The 18,503-nt window shown below is 42.6% G+C and carries 17 protein-coding genes; 14 read left to right on the forward strand and 3 right to left on the reverse strand.

What is annotated here, in order from left to right:
- Positions 1 to 3: 3 nt before the first annotated feature.
- The 5 genes from shyD to TERMP_RS00355 all read left to right on the forward strand — a co-directional run bounded on the left by shyD (position 4) and on the right by TERMP_RS00355 (position 3,961).
- On the forward strand, positions 4 to 738 hold the full coding sequence (gene shyD / locus TERMP_RS00335) for an NAD(P)-dependent hydrogenase/sulfhydrogenase 2 subunit delta (RefSeq protein ID WP_193385908.1): 735 nt from the start codon (positions 4 to 6) through the stop codon (positions 736 to 738).
- Complete coding sequence (shyA, locus tag TERMP_RS00340; RefSeq protein ID WP_048159869.1) at positions 735 to 1,982, forward strand: NAD(P)-dependent hydrogenase/sulfhydrogenase 2 subunit alpha; 1,248 nt, start codon at positions 735 to 737, stop codon at positions 1,980 to 1,982. Before shyD ends, shyA begins: the two co-directional genes overlap by 4 nt.
- An 86-nt stretch (positions 1,983 to 2,068) precedes the next feature.
- On the forward strand, positions 2,069 to 2,746 hold the full coding sequence (locus TERMP_RS00345; RefSeq protein WP_013466347.1) for a DUF257 family protein: 678 nt from the start codon (positions 2,069 to 2,071) through the stop codon (positions 2,744 to 2,746).
- A gap of 2 nt (positions 2,747 to 2,748) precedes the next feature.
- Positions 2,749 to 3,069 carry a tRNA-binding protein Pbp11 gene (pbp11, locus tag TERMP_RS00350; protein ID WP_013466348.1) on the forward strand — a complete coding sequence of 107 codons (321 nt, stop codon included), beginning with the start codon at positions 2,749 to 2,751 and terminating at the stop codon, positions 3,067 to 3,069.
- A gap of 46 nt (positions 3,070 to 3,115) precedes the next feature.
- The gene (locus TERMP_RS00355; protein WP_013466349.1) at positions 3,116 to 3,961 is read left to right on the forward strand and encodes a TatD family hydrolase; all 846 of its coding nucleotides are present in this window, start codon (positions 3,116 to 3,118) and stop codon (positions 3,959 to 3,961) included.
- Between the two features lie 5 nt (positions 3,962 to 3,966).
- Here the strand turns inward: TERMP_RS00355 and rtcA are convergent, their stop codons facing one another.
- Genes rtcA through TERMP_RS00370 form a run of 3 tightly spaced genes read right to left on the reverse strand, consistent with a single transcriptional unit; the run spans position 3,967 to position 6,757 of the window.
- On the reverse strand, positions 3,967 to 5,019 hold the full coding sequence (rtcA, locus tag TERMP_RS00360; protein WP_013466350.1) for an RNA 3'-terminal phosphate cyclase: 1,053 nt from the start codon (positions 5,017 to 5,019) through the stop codon (positions 3,967 to 3,969).
- Positions 5,006 to 6,193, reverse strand: coding sequence for a hypothetical protein (locus tag TERMP_RS00365; RefSeq protein ID WP_013466351.1), 1,188 nt, complete (start codon positions 6,191 to 6,193; stop codon positions 5,006 to 5,008). Before TERMP_RS00365 ends, rtcA begins: the two co-directional genes overlap by 14 nt.
- Positions 6,194 to 6,244: 51 nt before the next feature.
- The gene (locus tag TERMP_RS00370) at positions 6,245 to 6,757 is read right to left on the reverse strand and encodes a metallophosphoesterase (RefSeq protein WP_013466352.1); all 513 of its coding nucleotides are present in this window, start codon (positions 6,755 to 6,757) and stop codon (positions 6,245 to 6,247) included.
- Positions 6,758 to 6,879: 122 nt separating this feature from the next.
- Here TERMP_RS00370 and TERMP_RS00375 point away from each other — a divergent pair, with 122 nt between their 5' ends.
- From TERMP_RS00375 to TERMP_RS00415, 9 genes are all read left to right on the forward strand, one after another.
- Positions 6,880 to 7,374, forward strand: coding sequence for a hypothetical protein (locus TERMP_RS00375; RefSeq protein ID WP_013466353.1), 495 nt, complete (start codon positions 6,880 to 6,882; stop codon positions 7,372 to 7,374).
- On the forward strand, positions 7,374 to 12,245 hold the full coding sequence (locus TERMP_RS00380) for an LAGLIDADG family homing endonuclease (RefSeq protein ID WP_048159695.1): 4,872 nt from the start codon (positions 7,374 to 7,376) through the stop codon (positions 12,243 to 12,245). Before TERMP_RS00375 ends, TERMP_RS00380 begins: the two co-directional genes overlap by 1 nt.
- A gap of 44 nt (positions 12,246 to 12,289) precedes the next feature.
- Positions 12,290 to 12,736, forward strand: coding sequence for a translation initiation factor IF-2 subunit beta (locus TERMP_RS00385; protein WP_013466355.1), 447 nt, complete (start codon positions 12,290 to 12,292; stop codon positions 12,734 to 12,736).
- Between the two features lie 205 nt (positions 12,737 to 12,941).
- On the forward strand, positions 12,942 to 14,510 hold the full coding sequence (locus TERMP_RS00390; protein WP_013466356.1) for a carboxyl transferase domain-containing protein: 1,569 nt from the start codon (positions 12,942 to 12,944) through the stop codon (positions 14,508 to 14,510).
- A gap of 10 nt (positions 14,511 to 14,520) precedes the next feature.
- Positions 14,521 to 14,901 (forward strand): OadG family protein, encoded by a 381-nt coding sequence (locus TERMP_RS00395; RefSeq protein WP_013466357.1) that lies wholly within the window; start codon positions 14,521 to 14,523, stop codon positions 14,899 to 14,901.
- Positions 14,902 to 14,903: 2 nt separating this feature from the next.
- The gene (locus TERMP_RS00400; RefSeq protein WP_013466358.1) at positions 14,904 to 15,365 is read left to right on the forward strand and encodes an acetyl-CoA carboxylase biotin carboxyl carrier protein subunit; all 462 of its coding nucleotides are present in this window, start codon (positions 14,904 to 14,906) and stop codon (positions 15,363 to 15,365) included.
- Between the two features lie 6 nt (positions 15,366 to 15,371).
- Positions 15,372 to 16,496 (forward strand): sodium ion-translocating decarboxylase subunit beta, encoded by a 1,125-nt coding sequence (locus TERMP_RS00405; RefSeq protein WP_013466359.1) that lies wholly within the window; start codon positions 15,372 to 15,374, stop codon positions 16,494 to 16,496.
- 120 nt (positions 16,497 to 16,616) lie between these two features.
- Positions 16,617 to 17,465 (forward strand): CBS domain-containing protein, encoded by an 849-nt coding sequence (locus TERMP_RS00410; protein ID WP_013466360.1) that lies wholly within the window; start codon positions 16,617 to 16,619, stop codon positions 17,463 to 17,465.
- The gene (locus TERMP_RS00415; protein WP_013466361.1) at positions 17,462 to 18,463 is read left to right on the forward strand and encodes a homoserine dehydrogenase; all 1,002 of its coding nucleotides are present in this window, start codon (positions 17,462 to 17,464) and stop codon (positions 18,461 to 18,463) included. The genes TERMP_RS00410 and TERMP_RS00415 overlap by 4 nt, the downstream gene beginning before the upstream one ends.
- Positions 18,464 to 18,503: the final 40 nt, after the last annotated feature.

Genomic DNA, 18,503 nt, shown 5'->3' on the forward strand with positions numbered 1-18,503 from the left:
ATGCTGAAGCTGGGAGTTTTTGAGCTTACCGACTGTGGAGGCTGTGCTCTAAACATCCTGTTTCTCTACGAGAAGCTGTTTGATCTGCTGGAGTTTTATGACATAAAAGAATTTCACATGGCATCAAGCTTTAAGGAGCATGATCACCTTGACGTTGCGATTGTTACGGGAACGGTATCATGCCAGAGGGATCTGGAAGTTTTAAGGCATGCTCGCAATTATTCCAATTACCTGATCGCATTGGGGACTTGTGCAACTCATGGCTCTGTTCAGGGAGCTGTTGAAGGAAAGCTCAGGGATAAGCTTGAAAAGGTGTATGGGACAAGGGCGAACACCATGAAAGCCCTTGATCCGAAGCCGGTAGTGGAATACGTGGCCGTTGACTTCGCTCTCCCCGGATGCCCTTATGATAAGATGGAGATTTATCAGCTTCTCCTCGATCTTGCAAAGGGTGTGGAGCCAATAAAGAAAGACTATCCAGTGTGTATTGAATGCAAGCTCAATGAATACGAATGTGTCTTGGTAAAAAAGGGACTCCCATGCTTGGGTCCAATCACAGTGGGTGGATGCAATGCTATATGTGTTAAATCGAAACTCGGATGCATAGGGTGCAGGGGGCCTTTGCCAAAGGAAGCAAATCCTGCTGGAGAGTTTGAGATACTGAAGAATCTTGGCTATGATGAAGAGTATCTGCGCAGGAAGTTCAAGACATTTGCAAGGGGTGAGCTGAGATGGTGATCCTTGAACTTGGGGAATTCACGAGGGTTGAGGGAAACGGAAAGGCGGAAGTTATCATTGAAAACGGGGAAGTCAAAGAAGCGAGGGTGAAAATAGTTGAGGGTCCAAGATTCTTTGAATTGCTGACACTCGGCAGGTATTATTGGGATGTTCCAGATTTGGAAGCAAGAATTTGTGCAATCTGCTATCTGGCGCATTCGTTTGCCTCGGTGCTTGGGATAGAGAATGCCTTCGGAGTTAAAGTCCCGGAGGAGATTCAGCTTTTGAGGGAGCTTGGTTTGATTGGAGAAATTCTTGAGAGCCACAGCCTTCATCTCTATCTTCTGGTCGCCCCCGATTTGTTCGGCTATCCAGATGCTATCAGAATGGCAAGCAAACATGGGGAGATAGTGAGAGAGGGACTCGCACTCAAGGCATTTGGTAACTACATCAGGGAAGTGATAGGGGGAAGAGAAATTCATGGAATAAATGTTAAGCCCGGAGGATTCGGGAGGTATCCTACAGAGGATGAGCTTGAAAAAATTGATAAAAGCTGTGATGCACTTTTAAGGTTTGCAAAAAGGGCAGTTAACATCTTTGCAACTCAAGAAGTTTTTGGGGCGGTTCCTGAATACCATGTTGCTACGGATGGTTACCTCTACGGAGAAAAGCTGATTGCATCTGATGGAGAAAGGTTCGATTATTTCGAGCATATCGAAGAAAAATCTCTGCCCTACAGCTTTGCAAAGCAGAGCCATTATAAGGGAAGTGTCTTCATGACTGGAGCCCTCTCAAGGTTAATGGTTAAATCTGACAGGCTAACACCGATTGCAAAGGAGCTGTTTGAACAGCATAAGGAAAAGTTATCTCGGGGGTATGTTAGCCTAAACAACTTAGCACAGGCAATTGAGCTTGTATATTCACTTGAGAGAGCTAAGGAGATTGTGAGTACTCTCTTGGATCATGGGATCAAAGGGGAAAATGTTCCAATAGAGCCTAAAGAGGGGGAGGGAATAGGATACGTTGAGGCTCCCAGAGGGGTTCTCATTCATCACTACAGAATTGACGAAAATGGAAACATCACTTATTCGAACATAATAACCCCCACTGCATTAAACCATGCATTGATGGAGCTGAGCCTTTATGAGGAAGCAAGAAAACAGTATGGCACTGTAGATGAAAACTTTCTGAAGCACAAGCTTGAAGAAACTGTCAGAGCCTTTGACCCATGTATCTCCTGTTCGGTACATTTTGTTAGGCTTTAGCCGTCTATTCAAAATTTCTCTATCTATTTTTGTTAAATCAAAATCATTATAAAATTTAAGGGATTTGATATAATTGGGGACACATTATGAGAAGAGCATTTGAAGCTGTAACCCGAATTATGGACTCCCTGAAAATGGGTGAGACTGTACTGTTAATATATGATGAATCATTAATTCCCGAATTTTCATTTTTGTTTTTTGTTGAGTATGCATCTCAGAAGGGTGTTCCAGTTATTGTAGATGATATTCTCGACTCACTTTATGTTATTAAACAGCACTTGGAGTTCATTGGGATAGATACTAAGTTTTTTGAAAACATCACCGTTATCAAAGTTGGAGGCACAAACATAGTTGGAAACGTTCGCCAGCACATACCATTGGAAGGTGCTTATAGGGAGAAGTACCGCCTGGCGGTTAGAGAAGTTTACAAGGAGAAGAGTAATGCCATAAATCTCGTACTGGGAATTGAAAACCTTTTTTACTTATCAACAAAACCCAGTGATGTCATGGATGTAATCTCCGAATTGATATCTTTCTTAGGCGAAAAAAGTCGCATAGCAGTATATATAATTAACAAAAATATCACGGAAAAAGCACCAGTGAATCCTCTTCCTTTCTTTGAGAGGATTGCAAGTACTGTTATATATACAGAATCCCATCCAAGAAAAGCAGTATTAAGGATTGGGAAATGCTCATCTCTTGAGTTGGTTGGAAAGTCTCTCGTAATAGAACTTGATGATCTACTCCAGTACTGGGGACGGTGAAAATGGGCATTTTTAGAAGGATCTTTAAAAAACCCAAAAGAGAAGTCAACAAAATTGAAATAGTTTCAAGAAAGCCAGTTGGAAGGTTTAGAGTCCTTCAGGTTTTTAATATTTTTGGGAAGCAGGTACTTGCTGGTGAGGTAATTGATGGGATTATATATCCGGGATACAAGCTGAAAGGGAGAGACGTTGGAATAGTGAGGAATATTGAGAAAAACCGCAAAAAGGTTGATTTTGCAGTTTCTGGAGATGTTGTTGCTTTAATGCTCGAGAACAAAATGGATGTTAATGATGGAGAACTTCTTGAAGTTTACCAATCATGACTTAAGGCTTAAAAGTCCATAAGCTTAGCTCTTTTTGGTGACAAAAATGATAATATTCGACAATCATTTTCACGTTGATCCCTTTAAGGGGCTCTTTCTTGAGGCAGTAAAGCAGTTCCACAGAGCAGGCGGGACACATCTTGCTGTTGTGTATAAAACAGCTCACGATTACGGCTTTGCTGGGATGAAAGCAGAGGACTTCATAGAGGCTATGGATTTCCACATAAAACTCGTTGAGAAAATAAACAAAGAGACTCCAGTGAAGGCTTTTGCAGTTGTTGGTGTTCATCCAGCTGAGTTTGTGTATTTGGCTGAAAAGAAGAGCTTAGAATATGCTAAGGATGAGGTCATGAAAGCCCTGGAATATGCTCAAAAGCTGTGCCTTGAGGGTAAAGCAATAGCCATCGGAGAAATTGGCAGACCTCATTTTGAGGTTAGCGGAGAAATATGGAGAGCAAGCATTGAGCTGATGAAGTATGGAATGGCTCTGGCTAAAGAAGCTGATTGTGCTGTTCAACTGCATACAGAGAGTTTCACGGAAGAGAAGTTCAGAGAGCTTGGAAAAATAGTTAAGGAAGTCGGAATAAAACCGTACAGAGTCGTCAAACACTATTCCCCACCTCTCGTGAAAATTGCAGAAGAAGTTGGGGTTTTTCCCTCAATTTTGGCGAGCAAAAAAGCTATGATGGAGGCTATAATGCAGGGGAACAGGTTTTTCATGGAGACCGATTACATTGATGATAAAAGAAGACCTGGAGCAGTGTTGGGACCAAAGACAGTGCCAAAGAGAACGAAAGCTTTCCTCCAGCAGAGAATCTTCACCGAGGAGGACGTTTACAAAATCCATGTTGAGAATCCAGAAAAGGTTTATGGGGTGGAGATGGAGGAGTAGTAACTTTAAGTTTCTACACTCTTCACGACCCTAACCCTTCCTGGCTTTCCCACTTCTCCCTCAACTTTAAACACTTTTCCAAAGAACTGCTCGACGACCCAAACATTCGTCACTAAATGCTTTGTAATCTCGCTGACCCATATTTCTCCACCGGCAAAAGCCAAGAACGGGATGAGCTGGTCTCCAAGAAACTTATCCACCGCATGCCTCGGCTTGAGCTGGTTCAAAAGCTCTATTGCCGCTTCTTCTCCGACCATTTCGGCAGGCTTGCCCCTCTTTCCAAGTGCATCACCGCCTAAGCGTAAGACATCGGTGTTTGCCCATACAACAATTCCGCTCCCCGGACCTAAGTGAGGGTCTTTGTCTCGCTCGTAGTACTCCTCTATAATATTAATAGGTATATTGGGATAAGCCCTCTCAATCACCTGCTTTGCTGCCTTTGCCTGCCTTACTGCAACGTGAGATGGTAGCTTTACTGCGTGACTTATCCCTTCAAAGCTCTCAATTTTTGTAAATCTTGTAGCCCTGAGCTCTCTTTTCTCTTCCCAGGGTTCAACTTTTCCCATAACACTCCCTCCACCTTTAGGATAATGCCCTCTCCTCCTTATTTCAATCTCCGCTCTAAGTCCTATCTTTTCAAGAGCGAAGAGGGTAACGTTTTTGAGATAATCAATAGGTGGTGACCAGGGAACATCTGTTCCTCCAGTTATCTCAAAGGTTACTTCCCTGTCAGCAAACGCCATTGCAGGTAATAGGGCTTGTAGAACGAGTGTTATGCTTCCAGCGGTTTTTATTGGAACCTTAATGTGTTTTGATTGGATTTTACCTGGATAGAACTCCAAAACTTTTGAACCCACTTCAGCCCCCTTGACCTTAGCGTTGCAGAGTTCTTTTAATGCTAAAATTCCATGCAGATGCTGGGGTCTTAAGCCAGGATTGGGTCTGTTAGCTCTTATGTTGATTATTTTAATCGGCTCTCCTGTAATAGCGGAGAGAGCGACAGCAGTCCTTAGGATTTGACCTCCACCCTCTCCATAACTACCATCAATAACCTTCATGACCTTCACCGATCATTATTACCAGTGCTGCCTTTAAAAGCTCTGATGTTTCCTTTTCTGGATTCCTGAGTTTAAGTTTTTCAACGAGCCTCTTTAGGTCTTTAAGAGCTTTCATTGTTCTGTATTCTTTGGGGAGTTGTCTAAGGACCGAAAGAGGAATTTCAACACCGAATTCTTTTAAGAAAAGCTTTTTCAACATTTCTTCATCAAAACTCGGGAACTTAATCCTAACTGGAAATTCTAAGCCTTCATACTTGCTGGCATCTTTAGTCTCAATTAGGAGGGTAAAATCGACTGGTATCTTGTAGTACCTGACTCCAATTGGAAACTTCACGTACCCTCTACGCTTTATTCTCTTGAGCTTCCTAACAAGCTCAATGGGCGGGTCTGAGAGCATCAAGTAGCCTCGGTAAGCCTTCAGAAATAGAGGCGCCGAGTAAACTCTATCCTCGACTTTTCTGAATTCAAACTCTTCTGTGCTGTCAACATAATAATCCCAGCAAATTACAGGTGTTTTTACCAATACCCATTCTGCATGGGAAGCCAGCTTTTCATGAATTTCCTCATCAAAAACCTGTATGATGTTTTCATAAATTTCCAAATACCTTGGTATTTTTACTTTTCCTTTAATGCACTTTTTGAGTATCTTGTCCAGCTCGAGTCCTGCCTCGTTGATTATTATTGCATCTTCTCTGAGTTCTAAGAGCATTAATGAGCTCAGAAATTCCTCAGGAACGTCATCTGTTATGGACTCTACGTCAACATGTGGCTCAGTCTCTGCAACTTCAAATTCTCCCTGATCTTCTTTTTGCCCTTTGATTTTTTCTAATAGCTCCTTACTCACAGTGGTTATCTGGTAGATTCTGTCTTTTCCCTCCAGATAAAGCACACCGTTAGAAAGCAACTTTAAACCTAACCTTGCTAAATATGCCGAAAGCTCATCCTCAGTTCGCGTGCTTATTATTTTTTTGTCTCTGACATCTTCAAATCCTTCATCTACGAGGATGAAGTCTGCTGGATGGAGGTTTTTTTCATTAAAGAAACTATTCAGAACCTCAAGTGCCTTTTCCTTGTCTTCTCCGTAAACTTTGATAAACTCTATCGTGCCATCCCGGGTCATTCCAACAAAAATTACAGAGTCATATCTTTCTCTTGGAGCTGACAGCTCATCCATATCTCTCTACCTTTTAGATTCTTTGTTCCTTTGGATTTATAGCATTTTTTACTAAAGGCTCATAAACCCAAGGGGTTCTTCTGTGTCAAGGTTAATTATCTTCACTTCTCTTTTCTTTGTGTCAAGAAATGCAACGCTTTTAATCCCCGTAACATATCCACACACTTCTCCAGGATTCACAAGTATGCTCCTCCCCGTTTCTCTAATCTCATATCTGTGAGTATGGCCCCGAATAATAACGTCGTACAGCTGACTCTTTGCAAAGGCATCAACTACCTTTTCATTTGTCCCATGGAGAACAATTATTTTCATACCGTCTGCTTTAACTTCAAGTATATCTTCCGAGATTCCCAGTGCCTTATTTAGACCCTTTTTCTCTCCGTCATTATTTCCGAAGACACCTTTTAATGGTGCCCTTAGCTTTAGGAGCTCTCTTCTGACGAACGGGGCAACGTAATCTCCTGCATGGATTACAAGATCAACACCTTCTCTGTTAAAAAGCTCAACGGCTTTTGCTATAGCAGATAGATTGTCATGAGTATCGCTCATTATTCCAATTAACATAAGCATCACCTTAGCTTTCTTTTTCTTTATGGGTTTATAGAGTTTCCTCCAATAATGCTGTTCATGTGGGAAAGTTTAAGAAATATTGGCATCCACATAATAGATGACATTGGGTGATGATTATGTTTGCGGGCAGAACTTTAATTGCTGTAAAACTGCTCAAATCCTTTGGCGACTGGAAAGCTGGTGATATGGTGCTAATTGAAGATTGGAAAGCCAAAGAGCTCTGGGAGAGCGGGATAGTTGAAATAATTGATGAGGCTGAAAAAGTTATAGGGGAGCTTGATAGGGTTATTGCTGAGGAAAAAGAAAATGAGCCCATAACCCCGATTCCAGAAGGATTGTACGAGAGGGCAGAATTTTACATCTATTATCTGGAGAATTTTATAAAGGAAAATTTTGAGGGAAATGTTGATGTGCTTAACGTAAAAATGACGAGACTGGCAAATTTGAAGAAGAAATACTACTATCTTAAAAAGCTTCGCTTTAACAAAATTCTTAATGCAATAATGTTCCGTCCGAACAGCTTAGAAGTTCTTTCAAGATTGTCTCCCGAGGAAAGGAGAGTTTACCTCCAGATATCAAAGATAAGAAATGAATGGCTGGGTGAGAAATGATGGATAAGGAAGAGATGATCAGCCGTTTTGTAAATTTTCTTAGAGAGTACTCTGACGATAAGGGCAGTAAGGTTTATCTTAACAAGATTAGTGATATCCTAACTGTCACTCCAAAGCGTTCAGTTTCGATAAACTGGGAGCATTTGAACGGGTTTGATCCTGAGTTAGCTCAGGAGCTTTTGGAGAATCCAGAGGAAACCTTGCTTGCGGCTGAAGATGCGCTCCAGATAATCCTTCAAGAAGAGTTCTTCAAAAAAGAACCTCTAAAGATTCATGCACGCTTTTACAATCTGCCAAAAACCCTCTTGGTTAAGGAGCTTGGCAGTGAGCATATAAATAAGCTCATCCAAGTTGAGGGCATTATAACAAGAATGAGCGAAGTCAAGCCATACGTTGCTAAGGCAGTTTTTGTGTGTAAAGACTGTGGAAATGAAATGATCCGTCTCCAAAAACCTTTTGCTCCATTAGTTAAACCGAATAAGTGTGACCAGTGTGGAAGCAAAAACCTTGAGCTTGATGTAGATAAGAGCAACTTCATCAATCTGCAGACGTTCAGACTGCAGGACAGACCAGAAAGTCTGAAAGGTGGGCAGATGCCTCGTTTTGTCGATGCAATCCTCTTGGATGATTTAGTTGACACTGCCTTACCGGGTGATAGAGTTGTAATAACCGGCATTTTGAGGGTTATCTTAGAGCAGAGGGAGAAAAGACCAATATTCAAGAAGATACTCGAGGTCAACCACATAGAACAGATAAGCAAAGAAATTGAAGAGCTTGAGATAACCCCAGAGGATGAGCAGAAGATTAGAGAATTAGCGAAGAGAAAGGACATAGTTGACGCAATTGTAGATTCAATAGCTCCAGCCATTTACGGTTACCGCGAGGTCAAGAAGGGGATAGCATTGGCTCTGTTTGGTGGTGTTACGAGGCAATTACCAGATGGGACCAAGCTGAGAGGAGAGAGTCACGTTCTGCTCGTTGGTGATCCTGGGGTTGCGAAAAGCCAAATTTTACGCTATGTCGCTAATTTAGCCCCGAGAGCGATTTATACGAGTGGTAAGTCAAGTTCGGCAGCCGGCCTTACGGCCGCAGCCGTCCGCGACGAGTTCACAGGGTCTTGGGTCCTTGAAGCGGGTGTTTTGGTCTTAGCAGATGGTGGGATTGCCTGCCTTCATCCAGATACAAGGGTTCTCGTTGATGGAAAATACAAACGAATTGAAGAGCTTTTCGAGGTAGAGAACTCCTATAAAGCTAAATCTGGAGATGAAATAGTTGATATTGAGGAGAAAAAGCTGGAAGTCGTGGCTATTGATCTCAGCAAGATGAAAACAAAAAGAGCAATATCCACGGTAATACGGAGGAAACCTTGGAAAGGTGAACTGACTAAAATAAAGCTCCGTTCTGGTAATGAGATAACATTAACCCCGGATCATCTACTCATAGATGGAAGAACTCTCGAATGGAAAGAGGCAGGGAAGTTTAAGGTGGGGGACTTGATAGTAGCGCCGTTAAAACTGCCCAATGTCAGGGAAAAAGTCTACATTCTTGACATACTGCCTGATGAGTGGAAGGTCAAGCTTACCGACGAAGAAAAGACGGAATTGAAGAGGGAAGTTCTCAAGAGATTTAGAAGTTTTGCAGAATTCAACCGATATTACGGTATTTCAAAGGATTTTCTTTCTGGGAAAGGCACTATAACTGTTGGAAAGTTCAGAGAGATTCTTAAAGATTTTGGGATCTATGAAGATTGGAAGAAAAAACCATTAGCAGTTGGCCCGCACTCGAGGCGGGAGAGGCTTAAAGTGGCTTATATCACACCGGAGCTTGCTTATTTCTTGGGATTCCTTTACGGGGATGGCTGGATTAAAAGGAATGGTTCGAGAGTACAAGTGAGGATAGTGCAGTCAAAAGTTCACAAAAAACAAATTGAAGCCATAAGAAATGTATTCCATGCGTTTTACGAGGGAGATCTTAGAGAGTACGAACGCGTAACGGAGAGCGAAGTGGCTGGAAATAAAATTTCAAGCAAAACGATAACGTTTCACATTAGTTCTCCCCTCATTGCATATATATATGAGTATTTAACCAAGAATGCTCTTGAAAACATCTTTGTTCTTGATGATGAAGCAGCGAAAGCCTTCATAGCAGGTGCCCTTGATTCAGATGGATGCGTCTCAATTAAAAAGAGCACAAAGGGTAGGGTAATCCATGTTGAGTTTCTCCTTTCAAACGACATTGAGAGTGACAGAGCATTTGCACTTTTGCTCAGGAGATTTGACGTCTATGCTCGGATAATCCCGGATAAGGGCGTAAACAGAATTCGCATAGCAGGAAGGGAAGATGTTAAAAACCTTCTCATCGCAGTGCGGAAGTACAGTGTCAAGGTTAAGGAAATCCCAGATATGAAACACCTTGTATCTTCAAGGAGTGATAAGGTCCCGGCTGAGCCTGTAAAGCAGATAGCAAGGAAAATAGTTGAGAGAGTTCCATCGACTGTTCTCCAAAAGAAGGGTCTGTGGAGCACCCTTTACGCCTACATGAAAGGGGGCTACCTCCCAAGTAGGGCACAGCTCAGAAAGATTCTTAAAAGACTTAACGATTTTCTTGACGAAGAAACGAAGTTCAAACTTAACATTCTGATAACAAGAGATTACTTCCTTGATGAGATTGTTTCGATTGAGCGCATTCCTTATGATGGCTATGTATATGATTTATACGTCCTAGATTTGCATAATTTTGTTGCGGGAGGAATAGTTGTGCACAACTGCATAGATGAATTCGACAAGATGAGTGACAGAGATAGGAGTGCCATACACGAGGCGCTTGAGCAGCAGAGCTATCATAAGGATTTTGAGTTACTTCTTGCTGACGGTAGAAAGGTGAAAATTGGCGAATTTGTGGATGAACTCATTGAGAGAAACCGCGATAAAGTTATTGTTGGAAAAGACACAGAAATACTGCCCGTTGATGATGTTTATCTTCTTGCCTATGATCTTGAGAGAATGAAAGTCATTAAGGTTAAGGCAGACAGGGTGAGCAGACATAAAGCTCCGGAGAAGTTCATACGGCTCCGTTTCTCCAACGGGAGAGAGATAATCGTAACACCAGAACACCCTATAATGGTATGGGAAAACGGAAAAATAGTTGAAAAGAGAGCAGATGCTGTAGAGAAAGATGATCTTGTTGTTGGAGTTAAGGATTATCCCCTTCTTGGAGACTTAGAGGGTGCCAGAGATCTGGCACTGTCTCTGTTTACCAAAAGCTACAGATTCAAAAAGAGCGCAAGACTGCCTCCAGAAGTTTTCAAACTAAAAAGAGAAGAGCTTGAAGAATTTTTGAGAACGATATGGGAAATCCGTGGAAGTATAATTAATGGAAAGCCGTGCATAAGGTTTCCAAATAGGGGGCTTGCTGAGGATATACAGGATATCCTCCTAATGCTTGGCATAAGTTCTTCCATATATGAGAGTCCAACCACCATAACACTGATCGTTCATGAAAAGGAAAGTGTAGAAAGGCTTATGAGGATAACCGGAAAGGCATTTGGAGTACAAAGGTCAAGTGAAATCATCCCGGGGGACTTAGCGAGGAGGTTCTTAGAAGTTTCAAAGCTTCTGCGCGTGTGGATTTCTCACAAAGATAGGGTTAAATTGTACAGAGACTACGTTCCAAGGGATGTCCTACTTAAGTATTATAACAATGCAAAAGCTGAACTTGAAAGATTGAAACAGGTTATAGAAAAGCAAAACTATGAACCTCTTCTCAAGATAATATCAACGTACAGGATATACTCCAAGTATGGCATATCCCCTCTGTCTTTGAAGAATCTTCTGAGAAAGGGTGATAAGAGGGCACTTGAAATTGTTCTAAGTGAGGCTAAGAAAGTTGTAGAGCATGCTGAGAATATCCTTGTTCAAATCGGGAAAATATTGAACTCAAATATCAAATTCATTAAAGTAATCAAAGTCGAGGAAGTTGAAAACAGGGATTCGGAATGGGTCTATGATGTTACAGTTGAGCCATATAATCTCTTTGTTTCCCACGGACTGATACTGCACAATACGATCAGCATTTCAAAAGCTGGAATTACGGCAACTTTAAACGCAAGAACAACAGTCATTGCAGCTGCGAATCCAAAACACGGAAGGTTCAACAAGATGAAGCCTCTTCCAGAGCAGCTTGATCTGCCACCAACCCTGCTCAGCAGATTTGATCTCATATTTGTTCTCATAGATGAGCCAAATGAAAAACTTGATGCCGAAATTGCGTCACACATCTTAAAGGTCAGAAAAGGGGAGGCAGAGGCTATAACGCCGAAGATTCCATACGATCTGCTCAAAAAGTACATAGCCTACGCAAGAAAGAACATCCATCCCGTTCTCAGCAGGGAAGCGATGGATGAAATCCTTCACTACTATGTCAAAATGAGAAAAGGTCTAAAAAGGACCACGGAGGCTGAGGGCGTTAAACCTATCCCAATTACTGCGAGGCAGCTTGAGGCATTGATAAGATTAGCTGAGGCACACGCCAGAATGCGCTTAAGCGAGATAGTTACAAGAGAAGATGCAAGGGAAGCAATAAAGCTGGTGGAATACACTTTAAGACAGATAGCCGTCGATGAAGAAGGGGTAATGGATATTTCGATCCTTGAGGTAGGGAAATCTGCAAGAAAGATAAATAAGGTTGATAAACTGTTGGAGATAATTGAGGCACTCCAAGACCAATCAGAATATGGAGCCCCAATAGATGATATAATCAAGGAGGCAATGAGGGCAGGAATTGACAAGAAAGAAGTTAGAAAGCTTATTGAAGACCTCAAGGCAAATTCAAGAATTTATGAGCCGAGGAATGGATATTATAAAGTGCTGTGAAAAGGTTATAAAGGGAAAGGAGTAGCATTTTTGGAGGTGTTGAAATGGGCGAGAAAGGAATCGAAAAAGTTGAATATGATTATTACGATTATGAAAAGCTATTGGAGAAAGCCTACGATGAGTTGCCGGAGAACGTTAAGCACCACACATCAAGATTTGAGGTTCCAGTTGCCATAGTTACAATTGAGGGCAACAAAACAATTATAGAGAACTTCAAGGATATAGCTGAAGCTATGAATAGAGATCCAAATCACCTGCTTAAGTTCATTTTGAGAGAAGTGGCTACCGCAGGAACCCTTGAAGGAAGAAGAGTCATCCTCCAGGGTAGATTTACACCATATCTCATAGCAAACAAGATGAAAAAGTATCTCAAGGAGTACGTTATCTGTCCAGTGTGTGGTTCACCAGATACAAAGATCACCAAGAAGGGCAGGTTCCATTATCTCAAGTGTGAAGCATGTGGTGCAGAAACACCAATTGCCCACCTGTGATTTAATTCACTCAATCCTTTATTTTTCTAATTTTGTTGTCGAGCGTTTCTGAGCAATTTCTGTGCAATAATTTTACAAAATTAAAAGAGAGGGGTTAGGTTTTGAGCGTTCAGCTGTAGGCATTTGTTCATTATTTTGCAATCATAAAAACCCTTTTAAACTTTACAAACTACAAAATTTAGACTAATGCTAACGGGGGATTTCTATGAGCATGGAGGAAAAGGTGAACGAACTGTATGAAAAGAAGAGGAAAATCTTGCAGATGGGTGGTGAGGCCAAGATTCAGAAGCAGCATGAGAAAGGTAAGCTTACGGCAAGAGAGAGGATTGAGAAACTCCTTGATCCAGGAAGCTTTGTTGAGATCGGTATGTTCGTTAAGCACAGGAACACTGAATTTGGCCTCGACAAAATGGAACTGCCGGCGGATGGCGTTATCACTGGATATGGAACAATCGATGGTAGGTTGGTTTTTGTATATGCCCAAGACTTCACAGTGATGGGGGGTTCATTAGGGGAAATGCATGCAATGAAGATTAAACGCGTCATGGAACTTGCACTTGAGGCTGGAGCCCCAATAATTGGACTCAATGACTCTGGGGGAGCAAGAATCCAGGAGGGTGTAGATTCACTTAAAGGCTACGGGGAAATCTTTAAGATGAACACGATTTTAAGCGGCGTTGTTCCCCAGATTACAGCTATTATGGGCCCCTGTGCTGGTGGTGCAGTTTACAGTCCAGCAATTGGCGACTTCATCCTCATGGTTGACAACCCTGCCACATTCATGTTCATCACCGGGCCACAGGTTGTTAAGGCAGTTACTGGAGTTGAAGTTTCGCCAACTCAGCTCGGCGGAGCAATGGTTCACGCGCAAAAGAGCGGGCAAGCTCATTTAATTGGCAAGAGTGATGAGGAAGTCCTCATGCTCATCAGAAAGCTGTTAAGCTATTTGCCATCAAACAATATGGAGAAGCCTCCGAGGGTTAAAACAAATGACCCACCGTTTAGAAAGAGCGACAGGCTTTACGAAATCGTCCCAGATGATCCGAACAAGGGGTATGATGTTAGGCAGGTGATTTATGAGATCGTTGACAGAGATGCAAATGGAAACCCAGACTTTCTTGAAATACTCCCATATTATGCACCAAATGCTGTCGTTGGCTTTGGACGTTTTAATGGTCAGACAGTAGGAATTGTGGCTAATAACCCCATACACTTGGCTGGTGTCCTTGACATTGACAGCTCGGATAAGATTGCGAGGTTCGTTAGAACTTGCGATGCGTTTAACATTCCAATTGTGACACTCGTTGATGTTCCAGGCTATCTACCCGGAGTCCAGCAGGAGTATGGGGGTATCATAAGGCACGGTGCTAAGGTTCTTTATGCCTATGCAGAAGCAACGGTTCCAATGGTAACTGTTATTTTAAGAAAAGCTTACGGTGGAGCTTACTTAGCCATGGGGAGCAAGCATTTGGGAGCGGATTTCGTTTTCGCATGGCCTACTGCTGAGATTGCCGTTATGGGACCAGAGGGAGCTGCAAATATTATCTTCAGGAAAGAGATCGCAAAAGCAGAAAATCCGGAGGAGTTCAGGCAGCAGAAGATTAGAGAGTACAGGGAGAAGTTTGCCAACCCGTACGTTGCAGCTGGAAGAGGGTACATTGATGATGTCATTGATCCGGCAGAGACAAGAGGAAAGATCATTATGGCTCTTGAGGCTTTGGAGAGCAAGAGGGTTAAGCTTCCACCGAAGAAGCATGGAAACATTCCGTTGTGAGGTGTTTTTAATGCCGGCTGTTACCATGCAGGAATTCCTTGAAGGGCTTTACATAACAATCCTTGGGGTTACAGTAGTCTTTACCGTCTTAACTATTTTAGCGATTGCAATGTATGCGATTGGTTACCTTGAGCGTAGGTTGGTTGAAAAGGAGAAAGCAAAGGAAGCACCTGTGATAAAGGAGGAAGCTAAAGTTGAAGAGAAACCTAAGATTGAACCTAAAAAGCTTGCTGTAATAACAGCTGCAATTTTAGCGTATATAGCTGAGAAAAATGCTCAGCTGAGACCTGTTCCGTTTAAAAGGAAACCTTCTGATACCTGGCGTTTGTATGGTTTACAAAGTCAAATGGAGGAAGTTGAGGATTTCAACTATGAGTTGGGGAAGTGGTGAAGATGAAAGGCAAAGTTAAGGTCATCGTCGATGGTGTCACTTACGAGGTTGAAGTTGAGGAACTTGGCACAGGCAAATTCAGAGTATCATTTGAAGGAGAGAGCTATGAAGTTGAAGCTAAGGACTTAGGGATTCCGTTGAGTGCAGTGGAGATGCCGGCTCAGGTGCAAGCTCCCTCAGCGCCGGCTCCAGCTCCGGTAACGGCCCCAAGTCCGGCGGTTTCGGCCCCGGTTCCAGCTCCAGTGACGGGTGGGGGTGTTGTTTCTGCGCCTATGCCTGGTAAGGTTTTGAGGATTCTTGTTAGGGAGGGGGATGAGGTTAAGGCTGGTCAGGGTTTGCTTGTGCTTGAGGCAATGAAAATGGAGAACGAAATCCCAGCACCAAAAGACGGCATTGTAAAGAAAATCCTCATAAAAGAAGGCGACACCGTAGACACAGGACAACCACTAATAGAAATAGGGTGAGGAAACATGGGATTAGAACAGGCAATAATAGACTTTTTTGCACACATGGGGTTGCTTAACCTAACTGTAGGCAACGTGGTTATGATACTTGTAGGGCTTACGCTTGTCTATTTGGCAGTTGTCAAAGGTATGGAGCCCCTGCTGTTGCTCCCAATCGGTATAAGTGCCGTGCTCGTGAATCTGCCGTTTACAGGAATAGCTGATCCACCTCATGGGCTGTTCTATCTGATCCATCGATACTTAATCAGCACAGAAGTAGTTCCCCTGCTAATATTCTTTGGTCTTGGTGCAATGACTGATTTTGGTCCAATGATTGCTGATCCTAAGACGGCACTACTCGGTGCAGCTGCTCAGATTGGTGTCTTCATTGCGATGCTCACAGCAGTTGCTTTGGGCTTCACTCTTCAAGAGGCGGCTTCGATTGGCATTATTGGTGGTGCCGATGGCCCTACAACGATTTATTTGACGACAAAACTTGCACCACACCTCTTGGGCGCAACGGCTGTGGCAGCTTACAGCTACATGAGTTTAGTTCCGCTGATCCAGCCACCAGTTATTAAAGCCTTGACAACTCCGGAAGAGAGAAAGATAAGAATGGAGCAGTTAAGACCGGTCTCAAAGCGTGAAAAGATTCTCTTCCCAATTGCATCTATGTTAATTATCGGTCTGCTCGTTCCTTCAGCGGCTCCGTTAATTGGCATGCTCATGATAGGCAACCTCTTCAGAGAGAGCGGTGTCGTTGAAAGGCTCAGCAAAGCGGCAAGGGAAGAGCTTATGAATATCGTCACAATTTTCCTTGGGCTTGGTGTCGGTTCAACAATGAGGGCGGAATATTTCTTAACAGCGAAAACCTTAATGATTCTCGCCCTTGGCGTTATCGCATTTGCAACAGCAACGGCCGGTGGTGTCCTCTTAGGAAAGCTTATGATGAAGCTCAGTGGAGGAAAGATAAACCCGATGATAGGAGCGGCTGGAGTTTCAGCAGTGCCAATGTCAGCAAGAGTCGTTCAGAAATTAGCAGCTGAAGAGGATCCAGGTAACTTTATATTAATGCATGCGATGGGTCCAAACGTTGCTGGAGTTATAGGGACTGCTGTCGTCGCTGGAGTCTTGCTTTCAGCGCTTGGATGACTTTCTCTTTTATTCTAATCTTCAGACAATGTTTGAAAGCTATTTGGTCTGGTATTTGACGATTTGTCAATGAAAAGTTTAAATAGGAGTACGGCATTTTAGTTAAGACCGGTGGTAAAAGTGAAAGTTAAGAGCATAATGACGCCAGATCCTGTCGTTATTGAACTGCCTGCAACGAGGGGTTATGCCCTTGAGCTGTTTAAAAAACATAAAGTTAGGTCTTTTCCGGTAGTTAGGAGAGGAAATAAAGAGCTGGTTGGTATTGTGAGCATTAAGAGGGTCCTTGTGAATCCTGATGAGGATCAGTTAGCAATGCTCGTTAAGAGAGATGTCCCTGTAGTCAAACCGACCGATGACCTTAAGAAAGCTGTTCGTTTGATGCTCGACTATGACTATAGGAGGGTAATTGTTGTTAATGATGATGGCAAGGTTGTTGGGATCCTAACAGTTGGTGATATTATTAGGAGATATCTTGCAAAGAATGAGAAGTATAGAAATGTTGAAATTGAACCGTATTACCAGAGAAATGTCAGTGTTGTGTGGAAGGGAACCCCATTAAAAGCTGCTTTGAAGGCTTTACTCTTGTGCAATGCAATGGCAATTCCAGTGATTGATGATGATGGAAATTTAGTTGGAATAGTTGATGAGACAGATTTACTTAAGGACAGCGAAGTTGTCAGAGTCATGAAGAGTTCTGCTTTGGCGGTCTCAAGTGAAGAGGAGTGGATTCTTGAGAGTAATCCAATCCTGCTCTTTGAAAAGGCGGAGCTTCAGCTTCCCAAGAAACCAGTTGAAGACATTATGACGAAGAATCCAATAATAGCGACGCCTCACATGAGTGTTTACGATGTTGCAAACAAAATGGCTAAATACAAGATTGAACAGCTTCCGGTCATTAAGGGAGAAGGGGACCTTGTAGGATTGATTAGAGACATGGACTTAATAAAGGTAATTGTGAACAGAAGATGACCGAGGTTTTCCTTTCTTTTATAGGTTTTGGAAATGTGGGGAGAGGGGTTGCGAGAGTTCTAATTGAAAAAGCGGAGCAGTTTAGAATAAAGTATGGTTTGAAATTTAGAATCGTCAGCATTTCTGATTCTAAGGCAACGATCTGGGATGAGAGCGGAGTAGACCTGAAAGATGCGTTAATGGTAAAGGAAACCTTTGGAAGTTTAGATAAATGGGGCAACGACTATGAGATTTATCAGATGTCCCCCATGGAGGTTGTAAAGGAAGTTGAAAGCGACGTTGTTGTTGATGTGACCAACGATGTAAATGCCTGGAAATGGCATATGGAAGCTTTCAGACATGGTAGGCATGTTGTAACTTCGAACAAACCACCTTTAGTTTTTCATTTCATGGAACTCACCCAGGAGGCGTATATGAGGAGAGTAAATTATCGCTTTGAAGCAACTGTGATGGCTGGAACTCCAATAATAACTCTTTTGCAGGAAAGCCTCTTGGGGGATGAAATTCTGAGCATTCGGGGAGTTTTCAACGGGACAACAACTTTCATTTTGAGCCAGATGGAGAGAGGACTGAGCTTTGAAGAGGCATTAAAAAAAGCTCAAGAGCTCGGAATAGCTGAGAGAGATCCAAGCACAGATATCAAGGGGATAGACGCTGCTTATAAGGCCACAATTCTCCACAATGTTGCTTTCTATCCAATAAGCTTTGAAAAGTTAAAGATCAGGGGTATCGCTGAAATATCAATGAGGGAGATAGAGAGAGCTAAAAAAGAAGGCAAGGTCATAAGGTTGGTTGCTGAAGTTAAAAAAGGGGAAGTTTCTGTTGAGCCGAAAACTGTTCCAAAAGATTCGTCATTAGCTGTTTATGGAACACAGAATGTTGCGGTTATTGAAACGGATTTGCTGGGGAAGCTTATAGTTAAAGGTGCAGGTGCAGGGGTTAAAGAGACAGCTTCAGCCGTTGTGAGTGATATCATTAAAGCCGTGATAAGAGAATAACCAAATCTTTATATTTCTATAGTCGAGCTTTCTTCGGTGA

This window comes from Thermococcus barophilus MP (assembly GCF_000151105.2).
Lineage (GTDB): Archaea > Methanobacteriota_B > Thermococci > Thermococcales > Thermococcaceae > Thermococcus_B > Thermococcus_B barophilus.